Origin of the sequence: Paenibacillus sp. 1781tsa1 (genome assembly GCF_024159265.1) — a bacterium.
GTDB lineage: Bacteria > Bacillota > Bacilli > Paenibacillales > Paenibacillaceae > Paenibacillus.
Window position 1 is genome coordinate 5,199,628 of record NZ_JAMYWY010000001.1, and the last position, 19,502, is coordinate 5,219,129.

18 protein-coding genes are annotated in these 19,502 nt (G+C 45.2%); 5 read left to right on the forward strand and 13 right to left on the reverse strand.

Annotated elements, in window-relative coordinates; genetic code table 11:
* Window positions 1-167: 167 nt before the first annotated feature.
* From NKT06_RS23400 to NKT06_RS23430, 7 genes are all read right to left on the reverse strand, one after another.
* Window positions 168-1,496: a glycoside hydrolase family 43 protein gene (locus tag NKT06_RS23400; protein ID WP_253439731.1), complete on the reverse strand. Its 1,329-nt coding sequence runs from the start codon at window positions 1,494-1,496 to the stop codon at window positions 168-170.
* A 500-nt stretch (window positions 1,497-1,996) separates the two neighbouring features.
* Window positions 1,997-5,035, reverse strand: coding sequence for a beta-galactosidase (locus tag NKT06_RS23405; protein WP_253439733.1), 3,039 nt, complete (start codon window positions 5,033-5,035; stop codon window positions 1,997-1,999).
* Window positions 5,036-5,340: 305 nt separating this feature from the next.
* Window positions 5,341-6,837 carry a glycoside hydrolase family 30 protein gene (locus NKT06_RS23410; protein WP_253439735.1) on the reverse strand — a complete coding sequence of 499 codons (1,497 nt, stop codon included), beginning with the start codon at window positions 6,835-6,837 and terminating at the stop codon, window positions 5,341-5,343.
* Window positions 6,838-6,926: 89 nt separating this feature from the next.
* Window positions 6,927-7,772 (reverse strand): carbohydrate ABC transporter permease, encoded by an 846-nt coding sequence (locus tag NKT06_RS23415; RefSeq protein WP_036617294.1) that lies wholly within the window; start codon window positions 7,770-7,772, stop codon window positions 6,927-6,929.
* Window positions 7,765-8,652, reverse strand: a complete 888-nt coding sequence (locus NKT06_RS23420; protein ID WP_253439737.1) for a carbohydrate ABC transporter permease — start codon at window positions 8,650-8,652, stop codon at window positions 7,765-7,767. The genes NKT06_RS23415 and NKT06_RS23420 overlap by 8 nt, the downstream gene beginning before the upstream one ends.
* A 101-nt stretch (window positions 8,653-8,753) precedes the next feature.
* Window positions 8,754-10,025, reverse strand: coding sequence for an ABC transporter substrate-binding protein (locus NKT06_RS23425; protein ID WP_253439739.1), 1,272 nt, complete (start codon window positions 10,023-10,025; stop codon window positions 8,754-8,756).
* Window positions 10,026-10,206: 181 nt separating this feature from the next.
* Window positions 10,207-11,235 carry a LacI family DNA-binding transcriptional regulator gene (locus NKT06_RS23430; RefSeq protein ID WP_253439741.1) on the reverse strand — a complete coding sequence of 343 codons (1,029 nt, stop codon included), beginning with the start codon at window positions 11,233-11,235 and terminating at the stop codon, window positions 10,207-10,209.
* Between the two features lie 277 nt (window positions 11,236-11,512).
* On the opposite strand from NKT06_RS23430, the gene NKT06_RS23435 reads away from it, so the two are divergent.
* A complete protein-coding gene (locus tag NKT06_RS23435) occupies window positions 11,513-11,887 on the forward strand; it encodes an iron-sulfur cluster biosynthesis family protein (protein ID WP_253439743.1) in 375 nt (124 codons plus the stop codon).
* A 153-nt stretch (window positions 11,888-12,040) separates the two neighbouring features.
* On the opposite strand, the gene NKT06_RS23440 is transcribed toward NKT06_RS23435, so the two are convergent.
* Both NKT06_RS23440 and NKT06_RS23445 read right to left on the reverse strand, forming a co-directional pair.
* Window positions 12,041-12,484, reverse strand: coding sequence for a putative periplasmic lipoprotein (locus tag NKT06_RS23440; RefSeq protein ID WP_253439744.1), 444 nt, complete (start codon window positions 12,482-12,484; stop codon window positions 12,041-12,043).
* A 94-nt stretch (window positions 12,485-12,578) separates the two neighbouring features.
* Entirely contained in the window at window positions 12,579-13,049 is a 471-nt protein-coding gene (locus NKT06_RS23445) for an NUDIX domain-containing protein (RefSeq protein WP_253439746.1), read from the reverse strand.
* Window positions 13,050-13,248: 199 nt separating this feature from the next.
* Here NKT06_RS23445 and NKT06_RS23450 point away from each other — a divergent pair, with 199 nt between their 5' ends.
* The 4 genes from NKT06_RS23450 to NKT06_RS23465 all read left to right on the forward strand — a co-directional run bounded on the left by NKT06_RS23450 (window position 13,249) and on the right by NKT06_RS23465 (window position 17,253).
* Window positions 13,249-13,716 (forward strand): MarR family transcriptional regulator, encoded by a 468-nt coding sequence (locus tag NKT06_RS23450; RefSeq protein WP_253439749.1) that lies wholly within the window; start codon window positions 13,249-13,251, stop codon window positions 13,714-13,716.
* Window positions 13,717-13,883: 167 nt separating this feature from the next.
* Complete coding sequence (locus NKT06_RS23455; RefSeq protein WP_253439751.1) at window positions 13,884-15,293, forward strand: MDR family MFS transporter; 1,410 nt, start codon at window positions 13,884-13,886, stop codon at window positions 15,291-15,293.
* Between the two features lie 281 nt (window positions 15,294-15,574).
* Window positions 15,575-16,102: an RNA polymerase sigma factor gene (locus tag NKT06_RS23460; protein WP_253439753.1), complete on the forward strand. Its 528-nt coding sequence runs from the start codon at window positions 15,575-15,577 to the stop codon at window positions 16,100-16,102.
* A complete protein-coding gene (locus NKT06_RS23465; protein ID WP_253439755.1) occupies window positions 16,099-17,253 on the forward strand; it encodes a DUF4179 domain-containing protein in 1,155 nt (384 codons plus the stop codon). Before NKT06_RS23460 ends, NKT06_RS23465 begins: the two co-directional genes overlap by 4 nt.
* A gap of 174 nt (window positions 17,254-17,427) precedes the next feature.
* Here the strand turns inward: NKT06_RS23465 and arr are convergent, their stop codons facing one another.
* The 4 genes from arr to NKT06_RS23485 form a co-directional block, all read right to left on the reverse strand.
* Entirely contained in the window at window positions 17,428-17,829 is a 402-nt protein-coding gene (arr, locus tag NKT06_RS23470; RefSeq protein ID WP_253439757.1) for an NAD(+)--rifampin ADP-ribosyltransferase, read from the reverse strand.
* A gap of 54 nt (window positions 17,830-17,883) precedes the next feature.
* Complete coding sequence (locus NKT06_RS23475; protein ID WP_253439760.1) at window positions 17,884-18,324, reverse strand: hypothetical protein; 441 nt, start codon at window positions 18,322-18,324, stop codon at window positions 17,884-17,886.
* Window positions 18,325-18,531: a helix-turn-helix transcriptional regulator gene (locus tag NKT06_RS23480; protein ID WP_253439763.1), complete on the reverse strand. Its 207-nt coding sequence runs from the start codon at window positions 18,529-18,531 to the stop codon at window positions 18,325-18,327. It lies immediately after the preceding gene.
* A gap of 200 nt (window positions 18,532-18,731) precedes the next feature.
* Window positions 18,732-19,382, reverse strand: a complete 651-nt coding sequence (locus NKT06_RS23485; protein ID WP_253439766.1) for a hypothetical protein — start codon at window positions 19,380-19,382, stop codon at window positions 18,732-18,734.
* Between the last annotated feature and the right edge of the window lie 120 nt (window positions 19,383-19,502).

A 19,502-nucleotide genomic window follows, 5' to 3' on the forward strand; every position in this document is an offset into this window, starting at 1 on the left:
CCAGATTTTAAATTATTCTTTAAAAGGGGAAAATCCGGGGATAGCGTATGCTTCCGATGCAGCTTTCTTTCAGAAAGCTTTTAAGCGCACGCTTCGCTTCTTCAAGTTATTTCTGACCTCTCCGTTATCGTGTAAATGTATAGTTTAACTTAGAAAAAAAACACCCATTATGGTGCAACCTCTAGGAAGGTCGCGTCTGACTTATCAAGTGCGGTAACTACAGCTTCCAATTTCAGCACATTGTTGTAATGTCTCAGATACAGGTTTGGGTTACTAAACGAGGCATACGATGTCCAACTGGTGTTAGCAAGTCCATTGACACGTCTGAACGTGGCGTCATTTCGGAACGTAGCGCTGCCGTCATTTTTCACAAGTGTAATGTTGCCATTATTATTGCGCAGGAAATAACCCGGATAATTCATGGACTCAAACGAAATGCCTGTTGCATTCGACAGCCCGGGAACGATACGGAATTGTGCATCCTCCGCCGGACTAACACTGGCATCGATCCGTGCCTGATAGTTGTAGTGACGAATGAAGCTGCCCGGCACATTGAATGACTCCAGCTTGCGGATATCACCCGGCTGTCCGGACTCTTTCAATACGGTCATATGCCGGACCAGTCCGGTAAGACCCGCAATCTCTTGTTTGGCACCCCAGGTCTGGAAGTTGTCAGCAGAGTCGCTGTAATAATATTTTTGTGTCGCATAGCCGTCAAAGTAGATTCGCCATGAACCATTATCCAGCTGAACAAGCGCCGGACCTTCTACCCAGGATCCCCAACCTGCCCAATCTCCTGTACCTTTGAAGGTATAAGGACCCTTTAGCGAAGTGGCTGTCGCATATTCGATGTATTTGGTGGTTTCGTTCTTGGTAAACGCATGATAGGTTGAGCCTGTCTTCACAATAAAAGTGTCGATATAATTGGGAGCAATGCCTGCCAGTTCAGTAGGTGCAGACCATGAAGCCAGATTGCTACCTGAAGCGGTAATGACATAAGGTTTGAAATTCTCATAGTTGCCTGGTGAGAGGGACACGATAATGTTCAGACTGCCGTTGCTGTCTTTGAACCATTCCGGTGCCCAGGTGTGTGCGATTGTGGTAGGTGTGGATAATGTAATGTTACGGACAAATGTCCAGTTTACCTTATCCGGACTTGAGGCGATGCCGATGGTGTTACCCGACCAGTTCGTGGTGTAGACGACGTAATATAAACCATCTGTGTGCTTCATGATGCTGGGATCGCGGATCAGATCGGCCGGAGGTGTATAGGCTGGCCCTTTTAGCAAACCATAGTGTGTCGCATTATACGATTCATAGATGTACATATTGGACTCACTTGTGTTCGTGAAGGCGGATATCGTATAGACACTTGTCGCTGCTCTGGCTGTATTGGGGAATACCATGGTTAATAGAAGCAATGTTCCGAGCAGCAGGATCATTCCGGCCTTGAAACCGCTGAGTCCTCTTGCGCTGTCTTTCCTCTTCGTTAACATCAGGTCATCTCCTTATCCAGGGTTGAAAGGAATAATGAATTAGACTTAACATACCTTACAGCCGATTTAAACGTTATCTTGGAGTCATCCCTCTATAAGCACACCTTACGACTACCTGATCAAATTCCAATTACATGAAGCATCACTCCCTTCACAGATCATGGATGAACAATCAACTTTTATGTAAACGGTTACAAAAAACATTGCTACAAATGTTCCCTATGCTTATTGTAAAAACCTGATGACCATAGTTTCCCCATTCCCTTAGCCTAGCTCACTCAAAGGACTGAATCAGATGACTCACAAACCCAGGTCAATTTGGCTAAGAAAATGAGGTGTTATGGCTTGCGATAAAAGGTAAACTTATGCGGTATGTGATGCTGATTTCTAGTCCTAATCTATTTCTTCAAAAAAATGCTCCAACTTGAACTCTCCCGGTTCAATTATCGTTCCGAACCATAGTTGGATATTGGTAAGACAGCTACCGACTCATACATGAACTACTCCACCACAACCCACGGATAACGGGATGGCGCATCTAAAAGGAAACGTACGCGTTCTGGCGTTCTGCCTTCTTCATCGAACAAAAGTAATTCATTATCATCCTGTAGCCACGATACCGGAATCTTATAATCCTCTTGTGGACCAATTTGCCAGTAACGACCCAGATGATGTCCATTCAGGTGAATGGTTCCTTTGCTCATACCGGTCAGGCGAAGCATCAAGTTCAACTTATGATGCTCGGATACTACAGGCTTGGTAAAATGCCAGCGGTACCAGACAGGCTGACCGTGCGAGCCTTGTGCTTGAAGAGCATTAGATGTGGGTTTAGACTTCTCGCTCACCGCAGCACGTGAGCCTCCACCGTCTGAGGTATCGGTCACTGGGTTGGCATTCCAATTGCCACTTTTGGCGACACCAGGCTGTGCCGTACGCTGGATTGACCCCTGTACGCTACGTTGAGCCAGTTCTTGCCCTGTCTCGGTACTCTCCCAATGTTCCGGGAGTAAAGCATCCGTTCCTGCCATACGCCAATCCTTCAGTTCTCCCTGACTCGGATATGTAATCAGTTCCAGTCGATTCAGTGAGGATTGGCTATACGGCATTTCCAGTGTATTCGTCTCTCCAGGCTTGATATACAAGGAAATGTCTAGCGTCTGGAAAGCAAACCAATCTTGATATCCTTCCATCGGAACTTCGATGCCATTGATACGGAGGCCTTTACTCAAGGCACCTACCAGAATCGCCCGATCCATACGATCCAGCGTAAAGCTTCTGCTCAGAAGTGGCGATCCTTGGAGAGAGTTCACCTCATCGAGATGCACAAGTCCACTCTCCGTAAGCCAATCCCGACGAATATCCTGAACTTGGCCATCCAGATACACAGCACCAGCCAGACCTTTGCTCTCACCCAAATACGGAGAGAAGTTCAATCTGCCCATATTCTGCACCAGAATCTGAAGTGTGTTCCTCCCCTGGACTACTTGTAACTGAACTCCTGCGGCACCTACCTGACGAACCAGTACCTGTTGTACTCCATTGACAACAATCCTGGCGGTATCCTGAATATCTGGCAAAATGAGACTGGTCATCCCTTCGGTTGCACTCTCGAAATCACATTCGTACAATAGATAACCAAAATCTTGTCCATACCGAGAAAAGTCTTCCGGTTGTCCACTCGCCGAGCGTTGCTTCGCAGTTAACGTAATACGAGACAGCTCAGGAGAAGCAGATAACGTCGGCGCACTAGGTGATGTCCATGGACGCTGCTTCTGTATACCTGCAATAGACTCCTCGCTGGCAAAGAATTCGTGACCTGTTAACGTCCGTTCTCCATCGGTCCAGTCACCAAGCAGCGTAATCGTGCGATCCGGATCTGTGATCATGCCCTTGACCTGACCAGATGACATCACGTCCACGTCATCGAAGCCGATCACATAACGTAGTCCCTTCTGATCTGTTGCTTCCAATCGCCATGTTCGATTCATCATCTCTTGATCCAGAATGACGAAACGGATCGGTGTGCCGTTTGCATCCAGTTGGATCATTCCCGGCTCCTGGAAATGGAACAGGTCGAAGCGGTGTACGTTCCTTGCCGAATCATGCTCGACCAGCACTTGCACCGAACTGTCCATGACGTTCAAGTCCACGGCTTCCAGTTCAACTATGGAACGCTGCCCTGCTGGGGCCACGATGAACAGGGTCAATTCTCCATTGATCATTTCATTGCCCGTAATCATCGTACCCGCAGTCAGGTATACATTTTCAGCAATCGCTACTCGATCCAGCAAGGGAACAATCTGACCCGGATTCAGCGATACGGGAAGAGTACGCCCTTCTTCAAGCGTAATGTGCATCGTCTCGCGTTCATCCTTGTGACTCTCTAGGAACCACATTTTCTGGTTGTCTGCCTGTCTGCCTCGTACAGATATGCCTTCAGGATGACGTACAACGATCTGTTCTTCTGGAATTTCCTCTGTTTCCATCAGAAAGGCCCCGAAAGCATGGACGAAGTAAGACAGATTCTTGGTTACCGCATATTTCGGTGTAACCCGACCATATTCGTTTAGTGGTGCATCATAGTCATAAGACGTAATCATGAAGATGTCACTGCTACCCATCGTTCTGCCACCATAACCACCAAAATTGGTGCCGCCGTAGAACATGTAATGGCTGATTCCGGTATACCCGGCACGCAGAATCTCCATGATGCGTCTCTCCAGCAAAGGCGCCGTCTTCTGAATAGCCGAAGGTCCTCCCCAATTCTCGAACCATCCGGTCCAGAATTCCGTGACCATCTTCGGGGTGTCTGGCTGTTTGGCTCGAAGTTTCTCATAATGCCCGTCAGCACCTGACCAGAAATTAGCCCCTTCGATCGTGCCTTCCGCCCCGCCAACGCATGTGATCAGCGTAGCGTCAATGCCACGTTGCAACAATCCATCCCTCAGCGTATTCATATGTTCACTTGCCGCGGCGTCATCCATCAGGTACTCATACTCATTCTCCACCTGAACGAGAATGACCGTGCCCCCGGCAGATAACTGACGCTCCCGAATGATCGGCACAATCCGGTCAAAGTACAGGTTCACATAGTGCAGATACGTCTCATTATTCTCCCGGAACTTCACGCCGTCCTTCGTACCAAGCCAGTATGGAAAACCGCCAAAATCCCATTCTGCACAGATAAACGGACCCGGACGTGCGATGACCCACATGCCCAGTTCTGCGCACAGATCAAGAAACGCGCCACAATCGTTGTCCCCTTCGAAGGACCACTGTCCTTCTTCCGGTTCATGCACATTCCACGCAAAGTAGGTGTCGATGCAGTTCATGCCTGCCAGCTTCGCCTTCAGCAGAACCTCACGCCATTCCTCCTTCGGCATACGGAAATAATGGATCGTGGCACTGTTCAGAAATACACGCTCTCCGTTCAGGAAAAAACTGCGTGCATCGTACGTTAATTCGGATTGAACACCATTCTCAGCCCTGGCGATGTTCTTCTCCTGTTCCTGCAGCAAAAGGGATGCTTTCTCTGTCAAAGATATCCCCTCCTTCTCTTTATTGATATAAATTGAACTAAAATTATTTACACTGGCACTCCGATGACAGAACAACCTTCCGATCGCTGTTATCCCCAGATTTTTTGATTCCCTTTTCTCAAAGGAAAAATCCGGGGATAGCGTATGCTTCCGATGTAGCTTTCTTGCAGAAAGCTTGTAGGCGACCGCTTCGCTTTTTCAAGTTATTTCTGTCCTCTTCGTTTCTGTGTAAATGATTAGTTCAAAATGATATTGTTCATATTCATACGGAAACTACGATGACAGAATCCTTCCAATCGCTGCTATCAGTTCGCCTGCAACGTTACGCCTTCCAGTACAACCGTTGTGATGGAATTGTCTGCCGTAGGCACTTCAAGTCCGTTGGCATACACCGGAATGTCTTCAAGCTGCTCCATATTTCGCTCTGGTGAAGTCTGATACACCTGCGCGGTGGATGATTTTCCGTACGTGTACCCTTCCAGTTCAAACGCCGTTGTTCCAGCCGACAATTCATTACGAATCACCAGCACCAGTCGTTGACGTTCCTCGTCATAGGCAGCCAACGTGCGACCATCATCCGTTGGAATAATCGTTGCGCCAGGACGAATGAACTTCGTAAACTGGGCCATACCGTAATACTGTTTGGTCATCTCGTACTGCTCTTCTCCGTTAAAATTGGCGTGAATGAAGCCCCAATTATTATTGGCGCCTTCATCTTCAACGGCCTGCCAGTATACCCAGGCGGAAGGCTGCATGATTTTCAGATCAAACATGATTCGCTCCGCCAACTCTTGTACCGAGGTCATATCCTCATGACTGTGCGGCTCGCTGCCGCCTGTTCCGTACTCGGACATCCACAACTTCTTGCCATGGCGTTCTGCCAACGTGCGCAGCTCTTCCATTTTGCTACCATTATAAGAGTGGGTATTGATCTGCTGAATCACGTCCAGTGTGTCCTGGTCATAGAGATTGAAATTGAACACCGTCTCATCAATGCTGTTATCATCTGCGGCACTAATGACGGTTCCATCCAGTCCTTTGCTCTTCAACGATGCAGCAACTTTTTTGATAATCTCGGCCTGCTTCTCATTCGTAAAATGACTGCCTTCCTGCATATTGCCTTTCTTCCACCAGTCGGAGGAAGGTTCATTGAGCGGATTCAGGGTGCGGAAGGTGATCCCCCACTCGTCCCGATAATGCTTCACAACTTCCGTCAGATAATCGGCAAACGCATCATACTGGTCGTCACGCAGGTTATTGCCGCCATCCACGGCTCCAGTGACCGATCCACTAATCGTCATCCAGTAGGGTGGTGAATTGGAGAAAGCTTCGGCAATGTTCACGCCGCGCTCCATCGAGCCCTGTAATACAGCACGCTGGCCTGCATCGGCATTCCAATCCCACTCTCCAGGTTCAGGCTGAAAGCCAGGTACATCCCCACCGGGACGGAGGGCTTGCATCTCCGGATTTTCCTCACCGCCAATATTGTAACGAACGATGTTCAGACCTAATCCTTTCTCCGGATCAAAGACCAGATCCATCACTTCACTCACCTTCGCCTGATCCTTCCATAAGCCAAGATCGTTGGCCCACCAGGCAAGTGACGTGCCCCAGCCTTCAAAATGATCATAGGACTGATCCAGTTTCAAACGTACCGGTTCCTCTTGGAATACAAGTGTTTTGGATGATTCATTGGCAAAATGATTGATAACAATTCCTCCTCCTGCCAGCAGGGCAACGAGGGCCACACCCATCAGGATGTAACTCCGTTTACTCCTGCTGCGTTGTTCTTTATGCGCCATGGGCTAAACAATCCTTTCTCCATGTACGTTAATGACTTCATTGGCCTTGAACAACAGGTTCAATACATACACACACTACACACCTTCTGTTACTTGATTCCGCTGCTTCCGCCGCTAATGTTCGCTTCATAGACATAACGTTGTCCGAACAGATATACCAGTACCATCGGAATGGTGAGGAACAGAGAAGCAATCATCACAAGGTTCCATGGCGGCATCTGTCCGCCCCCTACCGTAGTCAACAACTGCACCCCGAGTGCAAGCGGCATTTTCTCCGGATCATTGATGTAGATGAGCGGCCCCATGAAGTTCCCCCAGTTATAGGAAAACGAGAAAATGGCAATAGCGGCCAGAATCGGATAAGTCAGTGGCATGATAATCTTCCAGTAGATTCCCGGGTGTCCCATACCATCGATCATGGCGGCTTCATCCAGTGATTTGGGGATACTCATGACGAACTGCCGAATCAGGAATACGTTGAACGCTCCGGCGAAGAAACTCGGTACGATCAGCGGGTAAAATGTATTAATCCAGTCCAGATGACGGAAGATGATGAACTGCGGTACCATCGTCACCTCACCCGGAATCATCATCGTACTGAGCAACACGATAAACAGGAAACGACTGCCTTTCGCCTTGATTCGGGCAAAGCCGTAGGATACGATTGAAGCTGACAATACCGATCCAACAATCGTAAAGATGGTAATGATGACGGAGTTTTTGAGATATGTTCCGAGATTATTATTCGTGAAAATCGTATAAAAGTTGGACCATTGGAACTCCATTGGAACGAAGGTAAAAGCTGATTTGACGGTTGTTGCGTCACTGGCCAGTGCAATGGAGATCATGTACAGGAAAGGCGAAGCAAGCAGCACCCCGACCAGAATCAGAAAAATATAGGATATCGTCTTCTCCACAGTCGATGGATTACTCATTGGCTTTTCCCTCCTCGTAGTGCACCCATAGCGCCGATGAACGGAATACAACCAGTGTCAACGCCATGATGATGATGAATAGTACCCAGGCAATCGCTGATGCATATCCCATTTTGTAGAACTGGAACGCATTCTGGAACAAGTAGGGAACGACCATCTGACTTGCATTATCAGGTCCGCCGGCAGTGACGATGAAGACCTGCGCGAAGGTCTGGAGCGCTCCGATCATACCGGTCACCAGATTGAAGAAAATGACAGGAGTCAGCATCGGGAATGTAATATGGAAGAACGATTGCGTACTCTTCGCTCCATCGATGGCAGCGGCCTCGTACAGTTCCTGCGGAATGCCTTTCATCCCTGCAAGCAGCAATACCACCCCGCCACCTACACCCCATAAGGACATGAGAATCAATGCAGGCTTAACCCAGTTGGGATCAAGAAGCCAGGCAGGACCCTCAATACCAAAGATTGCGAGTGCTTGGTTGATCAATCCTTCCGTCGGTGCAAGCAAGTGAATGAAGAGCAATGAACTTGCAACCACCGGAACGACGGAAGGCAGGTAGAACAGAATCCGGAAGAAGGTAATTCCTTTGATCTTCTTATTCAGGTAATATGCAATCCAGAGCGAGATCGACATGCCCAGCGGAATGGATATCAGCGCATAGAAGAAGGTATTGCCGACGGATTTCCAGAAGATCGGATCATCGGTCAGCAACGTTTTGTAATTGTCGATACCGATGAATTCAGGGGACTGGAACAGATCCCAATTCGTGAAGCTCATATAGATGGAAAACAGGATCGGACCCAGGGTCAGCCCCAGGAACCCGATCAGCCAAGGCGAGATGAAGATGTAGAACCATTTCCCGTCCTTTTTTCTCACGTTAAGCCCTCCCATGACGCAGAGAGCAGATGGAACCCGCATTCACGCCGATTCCACCTGTCCTGCTGTCGCTGCTATTTGTGCATGTTCAGAAAAATCCTCTATTTGTAGAGTCTTTCCAGTCCACTCTGAATTTCGGTTACGGTATCATCAAGCGAGGCTTTGTTGTTGAAGTACACACCCAGCTTATCGTTAATGAGCTTCATCATTTCATTCCATTGCGGGTTGAACGGTTCTGCATAGATCGTCGATTCACTGAACGCAGCCATGTTGATTTTTTTGCCGCCATATTCGGCATTCAGGAATTCATCACTGGACAGACCTGCTTTGGTTGCGGGAGCATCCTGACCGGCTTTGACCATTGGCATCTGCGCTTCTGGTGTCGTCATTGCTTCAATCACTTTGAATGCCTCTTCCTTGTGTTTGGAAGCGTTGGTAATCGTTAAACCGTTAAAGAATGCGTTCGTTTCGCCCCATACCGGAGAGATATCCCAGTTGATGCCTTCGACCTTAGCAAGCGAACCAATGTTCCAGAAACCGGTTGTTTCCATGGCGATCTTGCCTTGCGCAAACAGCGGATCGGCTCCGATATTTCCCATGTCGGCAATCTCGGTTGGCGTTGGTCCTGCACCATGGGTGAAGGTCAGATCATTCATGAATTGCAATGCTTTACGCACAGGCTCCGTATCGAAAGTTGGTTTGCCACTCTCATCAAACAATGAGCCACCGTTTTGGTAGATGAGCTGCATCCATTGTGGCCACCAGCTACCCGGATAGTAGCCCCATTGTACTGTTTTGCCATTCTCCTTCACCGTCAGCTTCTGAGCTGCCGCCATCAGATCGTCCTGCGTCCAATCTTTGGTTGGGTATTCCACCCCGGCTTTGTCAAACAGATCTTTGTTATAAAAGAGGACCATCGCGCCTGCCCGATCCGGCAACCCGAATTGCTTGCCATCATACTTCATCAGGTTCGCAATATCATCGGAATAACGCTCAGACATGTTCACATTGTTCGCCTTAATCATGTCATCCAGCGGTATAATCTGATTCTTGGAGGCGTAGGCCTGATAGTTCTCGGCAATCATCATGATGTCCGGTGCTGTTCCTCCGGCGATCATGGTCTGTACCTTCTGGTCATAATCTCCTGCAACCACGTTGAGTTTCACATTAATATCGGGATACGTCTGCTTCACGATGTCGAGTCGCTCCTGATAAATTTTCTTCTCATCCTCCGAGCCCCAGATCGTCATGCTCAAATCAACCTTGCCACCGGACTCGCCGGAGGAACCACTTTTACTCCCGCTGCTGCAGGCTGTCAGACCCATTACCATGACCAGCATCAATAACGAAATGACCTTTAAACTTCTTCTCATACGTTACGCCCCCTTGAACTAATGAATGGATGACCATACTGAAACCCGTTTCATGAAATGGGTTTCATTAAGCTGAAACATAAAACCCGTTCCACTTTATGAAAGGGGTTTCATTCACGCACTCATTATATTTCACCCTTCGAGGAAATGTCAACGCTTTCTTTTCCAATTACAGGCCCCCTTATCTTGCAGCAGGTCCTGTACTTTGACGCACAATCAGCTCCGGTTGCAGAATAATCTGCTTCTTCGGTTTGCCTTGGTTAATCAGCTCATGCAGCACGTCCACAGCCTGTTTGCCAAGCTGGTATGTGTTCTGGGATACGGTTGTCAGTTCCGGTATAACGGCACTGGCGAGAGGTGTATCATCAAAACCCACAATGGATATATCCTGCGGAATCGAGAGTCCATGCTCAATCGTCGACTTGATCGCACCAATGGCCGTGTTGTCATTCACACATATGACCGCAGTTGGCGGATTGTCCCGATCCAGCAGTTTGGACATTTCCCGTTTGCCATCGTCGATGGAGAAACTTCCGAGCAGCTGCCGTTCTTTCGGTATTTCGAGCCCATGCTCCCGAAGTTTCTTCTGCACAGCTCTGACCTTGACCATGGTGGTGGATAACTCTTTTAGTCCGCCGACAAAGGCGATATCGCGATGTCCCAGATCAAGCAAATGCTCAGCTGCAAGAGCCGCCCCTGCTCCTTCATCGGTGTATACCCGGTGGAACCCGCCTTTGGCAATATTGCCATTGACCAGCACAATCGGCATGCGTTTGCCCATATCAATCAATTCCTGCGCCATGTCATCCGGACAGACCTGCATGTTAATTCGCCCGCCAAGAAAAATAATCCCGTCTACCCGCTTCTCTCGCAGGATGGACAAATATTCAGATTCCCTGTTGTAGTCCCCTGCCGTATTGCACAGAAAGAAGGTATACCCTAATCCGCGAGCCTCATTCTCCGCGCCCCAGAAGACTTCCGGGAAGAAAGGATTCGTAATGTCCGGCAGGATGATGGCAATGGTGCCCGTCTCTTTCTTGATCAGACTGCGCGCCTGCGCGTTGGGCTGAAACTGGTGTTTTTCGATGATGGACATAATCTTCTCTCGGGTGCTTGCACGCACAGGTGCCGTATCATTCAGTACCCGGGAGACCGTCGCTACAGATACATTTGCTTCCTTGGCGATGTCGTATATGGTGATCGGTGTCATAGCGGAACCTTCCTTTTTCTCTAATTTTCCCTATTTTCCCTGCTTATCATACCAGATAAGGATTGCCAATGAAATGGGTTTCATTGACGGGCGAATGATTTCACACTGGACCAATAGAAGTTCCGGATATGACATTCATATGTGGATGGTTCGTTGCATTACGCATTAGCATCAATTTCTTTACAGGACATGTTTGCTTTTCTTTATTTCCCCTTCTAATCTGCGTTTATGGTCCATATATTAAATTGTAAGCGAATTCATTGGAGATTAGAGGAGTGTGAACAACGTCATGATCATTCAAGTCAGTCCGCTGGCAGAAGCAAGACTTACTGAAAAGCTGGGAGATCGACCAGGCTATTTCAAATTGTTTTATGATACCGATGGATGCGGTTGTGACGGAATTGCGGTACTTCTGATCTTAAACGAACCGGATAGCGACGATGTTACAGTAGAAGCGGGTTCGCTTCCATTTGTAATTAACAAACAGCAGCAGATTTACTTCGAGCCCTGTCTGCGTCTGCAATCTGAGCACAGCTTCCCTTCGTTCCGACTGAGTAGCGATTCCATGATCTATGGCAGTAATGTCAAAGTCCATGATTTACGAGATACCGCAGACATTGCCCCTCAGCCCACTGGATGGTTTGTACGATAAATGTTGAATTAGCACTATAATTAAAACCTCCCAATCCCAGATTCTTCGTGGGACGGGAGGTTTTTTTATAAATTTCGAATTTCAAATATGCCACTATTTTCGTAGCCATTTCGTTTTGAGCTAACGTTTTCAGTCCATTCAAGATTACCAATTTTACTTCACAAGAATTTCAATGGGATCCATGGTTAATGCGATATCCGCGGTCATATTCACATAGAGATTTTGTGCCCCTTTTTTGGATAACAAAAATTCATCTTCAACCTCAACCACTTGACCTGATTTAAATTCAGTTACATATCCCACATCCGTATAACTACGCTCCTCGTCACTACCGGAAAAGAAAAAACGAACGATTGGTTTTCCATGGGTAACTTCAACGGGTTTAATGCCTGTATATGTTAAAGTCCCTTTTACTTTCATTGTCTCACCCGTGCCTATAACAGTTGGTGTTGTGACTTCGAGAACAAAGTTAGATGCGACTACACGTTCAGTAACTGTATCTTCAATTTTATCTGTTGATGAACAACCAGATAACATCATGAACACCACTGATATCAACATTAAGATGCTATAACTCATTTTATTAATAGTAATCACCTCTCTCATACTCTAACGAATGATATATGGAGAGTGTTGCTCAATTCATTCATTGATTTCCCTGAAATATCGTTTCCCTTAGTTCAATCATGTATCACACGAATTCAATTAACTTCCTATCTATTTCTGCGATATCACCAATCTGGGATGTACCATCCCAAAGAATTATTGAAGAAGCTTCATCGTTTTCAACAAAATCATCAAGTCGGTACAGTTCACCCATGAACAGAGCTCCATACTCTGTCCGTTCCGGTCCATGGAAACTTGGCTGGAGTCTAAACTTCATTAGCCCTTTGAATTCAGCTGTATCCAGAATTTGATTGGTTTCCTCAAACAATTCTCTAATTACACATTGCTCCGCATTCTCTCCTGCTTCAATAATCCCCCCTGGTAGTTCCCATTTTTTTCTCCACTTATTATGCATGAATAGATACTTTCCTTGGTACTTCACCACAATTAGAGCATGTGTTAGTGGAGCATCCAGTTTACCTGTAATGACCTTATCGTACTCGATACGAATGAATTCCAGAAAAATGTTACCTCTTGAATCTGTCATGATTGCCATTTACATTCCTCCATTTCTTGTGTAACAAAAATAAAAAAACACGCTAGACCTAAGTCCTGCGCGTTCATAACACAGGATTTTATTTATCTATAATTTTTGTCAGTAGATGTCCACTCATCCTAAGCCGCTATTGTTGAAGCAGAAACAAAAAATAATTATAATCATTGTAGTGTCTCGAAGGGCGGGAGGAAAGACAGCCATGAACAAACAGGAACTAGTCATGATGGAATTCAGGGACTTATTTAACAAGATGGTTTGGCTCAATAAAAATAAGTTGGAAGACAGTCTTAAAGGTCATAAGCCTTCAGAAGTTCATTGTATGGAATACATTGAAAAAAATGTAGATCCGAATGTTACAAAGCTTGCCGAATCCCTATACATGACCAAAGGTGCCATAAGTAAACTAACAAAAAAGCTTATGGATAAAGGCCTCATTGAATGCTACCAAAAGCCTGATAATAAAAAAGAAATCTATTTTAGGCTTACTGAAAAAGGGAAGGAAATTTATGATATCCACGAGGATCTGCACCATGAGTTTCAAGAGCGGGATAAAGTCATATTTGAACAAGTAACCCAGGAACAATACGAAAGTATGCTTAGCTTCATGAAAAAGTATAGTCAGCATCTGGATGAGGAAATAAAGAAACGGGGTATAGGAATCAATTAAGCTTGAAGAGTTTGATATTAAAAATAAAAACCACTGGCAGCCAAGATCTTTTTTAGATGGCTGCTTTTTTATGGATAAAATTTTGTTGACAAGGAAACCAAAACACCTTATCATTTCGTTGACAAGGAAACTAAACATGCTTTAACTTTTAAAGAGGAGAATACAAAATGCCAGAAAATAAAGTAAAGAAAATAGGTTTGCCCAAAGAAGTCCTTATGGCTGCCTGGGCTATTGCACTCGGAGCTATTGCTCCTATGCTTGACTCCACGATGGTGAATATCGCCATCAACAAACTGACAAAGGACTTCAACACAACATTGGATATCATTCAATGGGCTATTACTGGTTATGTTTTAGCTCTCGCTGTTGCAGTTCCCGTATCCGGCTGGCTTATGAACAAATTTAACGGCAAGAAAATTTTCGTTGGAGCCATAATTGCTTTTGGTGTAATTTCTGTTTTAGTAGGAGTTAGCTGGAACATCTCCAGTTTCATCTTTTTCCGTCTGCTTCAAGGTTTTAGCGCCGGAGTAATTACCACGCTAATGTTCACCCTTTTAGTTAAAACAGCCGGCCAAGAAAATTTGGGCAGAGTGATGGCAATTGTCAGTACCCCAATGATCTTTGGTCCCATCTTAGGACCTGTTCTTGGGGGATTCATTATTCAAGGGGCATCCTGGCGGTGGATTTTCTTTATAAACGTATTCATCGTTTTAATTGCTGCCCCGCTAATGATAAAAAAGGTGCCCAATTTTGAACCGTTCAACAAAGATAGTAGACTCGATCTATTTGGGATTATCGATTTGTCATTAATGAGTGCGGTATTAATTTATGGAATTACAAAAGCCGCGGAACATGCTTCATTTAACAATAGCGAAACTATGTTTTGGGTTGGCGTTGGTCTCGTTTTAGCCGTCATCTATTTCGTATATAATCTCGTAAGAAAAAATCAAACCGTACTGCCATTGAATTTATTCGCACATAAAAGCTTCACAGCCTCCAGCATCGGATTATTCTTGACAAATGCCGCTATCATGGGACCTATGTTCATTCTTCCATTGTACTTTCAGAACTTCCGTCATTTCACGGCGACCGAAGCTGCCCTTGCGTTAATTCCTCAAGGGGTTGGGATGCTTGTGACCAGACCTTTGATAGGAGTATTGATTGACAAGATCGGGGCGAAATACGTGGTTATGGTCAGCTTGGTAGTTGCACTTGTCGGGTCAGTTCCGCTTATCTTTATCACCGATAAAACCAGTATGACTTGGATTTCCATTATATTGTTCATCCGCGGTGCCAGTGTTGGAGGAATCAGTCTTCCTTTGACAAGTGATGCATATACAGGACTTGAAAGCAAACAACTTCCTGAAGCAGGTGTTGGGATTAATATTATAGAGAACTTGGGCTCAAGCTTTGGTTCAGCTGTTATCGCAACCGTCGTCGCAGCTACCCTACAAGGATTGCATCCAACTATTGCAAATAATTTAAAGGGTTATCATTCCGCTTTTTTATTATCCGCTATTGCTCTAGCGGTAATCTTCATCCCAAGTCTTTTCCTTACAAATAAAAAGAGTGTCTAGCAAATACCCTGCGCTTGTACATTTAGCGCAGGGTATTTATTCAGATCCATCTATACGAAACTCAAGCCTCCACCGTCAGTCTCCGCATCACAGCATGCTTATGGGAAGCTTTTAGACCTAACGTAATTTTTTGTCTAGCCCTTGTTCGGTACCTGTCTCATAAACGGGATGAATTACTAGAATACGTTTTTTCATGTAACCTTTTAGCTACCTACCCGATCTAATATATAAGTAACGTTACGAACATTCTAATACTTTTAGTCAAGAAAGCAGGTGAACCCTTGCATACAGATGCTATTGTCGTCAAAGCCAAAGCCGGGGATCCTGAAGCATTCATGCAGTTGATGCTAGAGATGGAGTTACCTTTATATAGAACTGCAAGGTCCATCGTTAACAAAGACGAAGATTGTGCAGATGCCCTGCAGGAGACGATGCTTAAAGCCTTTAAGTCCATCCACACACTCAGAGATCCCGCTTTTTTCAAAACATGGATCTTCCGGATTCTGATTAATGAATGCAACAGAATGGTCAAAAGCAGCTCCAGAACGCTTCCTTACGGAGAGCTTCCCGACGTCACTTCCACTTCCAAGGATTATGAGAAAATCGAATTGTGGGATGCCGTTCAACATCTGGAGGAGAATCTACGGACTGTGATTCTCCTTCATTACCTACAGGACATGCCGATCAGCCAAATTTCCGACATTCTCGAAATTTCTAAGGTAGCCGTGAAGACCCGGCTGCATCGCGCCCGTAAAAAGCTAAAACATTCATCTCAAATCAATCAAGAAAAAGGAGTTGCGACATCGTGAACACTAAGTTAGAAGAACAATTAAAGAGCTGCCAAAGCCTACTTCCCAATCAGTTATCGGATGTTGCACGCTCCAAGATGAATGAGACTTACCAAATTATCAGAGAAACCGATAATTCCGTTTCCTCGATTGAGAGAAAAACAAAGGGTTCAAGAACTTTTAATAAATGGTGGGTTTCCACTGCAGCCGCTACAATCCTTGGAGTGACACTCATTGCTTCCGGCTTTGTATCGCCCGCAATGGCTGATGCACTCAAGCAAATTCCGGTCCTAGGACAAATCTATTCATTATGGGGAAAAAACAACTTAGATCCCGGTCTTCAACAAGCGGAGGATTTCGTCACAAACGTAAATCAAAGCGTGACCCATGGCAACGTGACTATGAATATTCCAACGTTGTTATTTGACGGAACTCGAATTCTTATGAACGTAACCACTCCTGGAAATCGCCTGAGTTCAGAGCCCAATTCACTGTCTTCTGATGCCAATAGAGGGGCAGTGGATACGTTAGAGGTCCTCTATAAAGGCCAGCCTCTGAGCTGGAATTCCGATTTTATGGACGGTAAGAATGCTTCCAGCTTAATCGTTCAGGTTACCAATACTACTGGCATAAATCAGAATGTCCAGTTCCCTGATCAGTTTGACTTGAGTGTAAATGTAAAGTTAAAGGGATACGATGTCCCGTTCCAATTCGTTCTGCCTGTTACCAAAACTACGCCCGTTACCGTTCTGACTTCAGAGGAGACCAAGCATCATGATAACATTAACTTGCAGATCAGTAAGTTGGAAATCACCCCTATCACAACGCAGTTATCCATTGAGTACAAAACCAAACCGGGCCAGAGCATAGAAAAGATGCTCGCATCTATCCCTTCGCAATACAAGGGTGCTAACGGGGGCATCATCACTCTTCAATATGATATTGTGGATGAACATGGCGTTCAACTGAAGCCCATCGGTTCTCACCCCATTAGCGAATCTTATAATATTCGCTTTGAACCCTTCAAGACGCTACCGCGTACCGTAACCATCAAACCGTACTTAGTCGTATCCGAAGGTCAAGCCCCAACTGGGGTTATAGGACAGTGGGAAGACAAAAGTATGGTCAAGAAATACATCCCTGAGCTAGAGACTGTACTTTCTGTGCAATAGTGCAGCTGTAAAAAGATCCTTATTATCGGATTAAAAAGGTTGCAAACCTACAAAAGACGAAGCCGTAAGTGGTTTCGTCTTTTTATTTATATGAATTTAACCCCTGTCTAGCCTAAGTCAATTCATCTTGTTCACTAGTGTATTGATAGATGTAACGATCATTCAATTGTTAGACTAATTTAGAATCTCGCCTTTATCTATTTTCGCCAAGCGTTTATGCCAAACTGCGAGTTGTTCAGGCGTTTGTCGCACCCAATCTTTCACTTCGCCAACAATTTTTAGTGGGGCTTTGCTGCGATATGATCGCGTCGGATTACCTGGAAATTTCTTATCCGTCACATTTGGGTCATTTTCCCATTCGCCTGTCGGCTCAACGAGATACACGCGCGGTTCACCACCGCTTTTTGCCAACTCTGCAGCTAACCCAGCCCCATCACGCAACGCTGTAAAATAAATGTGATTCATCACAACATCCGGATTGTAATTCGAGCGAAAGCCAGCTGTGAGCAAGTCCCCAATCTGCAAATCTGCTCGTGTCCCATGATAAAAAGGACCTTTGTCAAGAATTTCAGCCATCTCGCCACCACCTCCAAATTTAGTAAGATACTCTATTTTATCATGAACCTACCCTTAGATTTTTCTCACGTAATACATCCATAGTGCCAAAAATACGATTAAAACAAATAACAAACAAGTTAGTAAGGTGTAGAATATCATGGGATTGAAGAAACCGGCAATCACGGAGGCAATACCCAGACTAATAAGAATGATTGCTACGCTGAGTGTGCCGGCACTCTGGAGTATTGTAACACTCCGCTCGTCATTCTCCTCAATAAACTGCTTCTTCAGCTCGGCTTCATTTTTGCTGGCTTTTATATACCTGACGAGAAAATAAGTGATGACCACTTCAACCCCGATAAAAGCTCCAGTATGAAATCCTTTTATAAAACTAGGCAGATCGGGTAGTCCACCTCTATAAAATATAAGTCCTACATAGATCAATATCGTAACAACAGCTACCAGGGACAGTGCGTTTTTGCGAGTTTCTACTTTAATCTTGTACTTGTCCACTTATATCTCCTCCACTTCGCTGAAATCAAAAACATCTTCAATAGCGAGTCCAAAAAAATTAGAAATTTTGTAAGCAAGAATAAGGGAAGCCGTATACTTTCCCCTTTCTAGAGAAGTGATGGTTTGCCGGGTAACGCCAACAATTTGTCCCAATTCTTCCTGTGACAGTCTATGCTGCTTACGCAGTTCTGCAATTCTTGTCTTCATGTAATCACGTCCTTGCAATGTTTACTTTGCATTTTTAGCATAGTTCACTTTGCATTTTGTGTCAAGTTAACTTTGCATTCTATATAAATTAACCTGCCCATTTGAAAAAAAGCAGCTGATCACATGGATCAGCTGCTTTCTGTGGTTTATTGACCTATCGTATTCCTTAAGTGTAACGACGACTGATATAATTTAACCCGTCAGTCTCTCGAAAAACCGAAGTGCTTCTCAACTTCCATTAACATCTGATCTTTATTGGATTGAGATGTTCTCATAAACCATTTTAATTGATACTGCTCCGCTTGTTGCAGGTAATGATTCGATGCTCTAACCACCGTGTTTAACGTTTCGTCCCGTGCACGTTGTGGATCTGATAAACTAGGAAACAAACCCTCCATGCCTCTCAGATGATCTCGATCCAGATAATCTGCTCGAATGAGGTCATCTTCTGCAAACATATAAATAATTCGGTTGGGGTCAGCAATCTCCCTTAGATAAACAGGTTCCATAAAAGTATCTACTACGATCGGCTTCTCTTTCCCCTTCTGTAACAAATCCAAGATGATAAATTCCACACTCTCTTCAAACACGGAATTTAACCAGTGACTTCTATCATTCCCTCGTCCTAAAAAGAACCATTCCCAATCAATGAAATGTCGTAATATGGCGGGATGATCCTGCGGATTAGCCTTTTTTTGATAATCGAACGTGTGGTCATCTGAAGAATAATAATTCATATTCCATTTTGAAGAAAGCAACTTTGTCATCGTGCTTTTTCCGCCGCAAGGGCCTCCACATATCCAATAAACGTGATCTAAATATTGTCTTAATAGTCGGTCTGAAATTTTCATTGTACAACCATCCCTTTGTTTAAGATTGTTTCTAAAAAGGGTTAATGTCTCTTGTCCTATTTGCACTAAATGTCCAAGTATCTGGCATTTTTACACCGCCTTTCCTAGCTTCCTTTTATG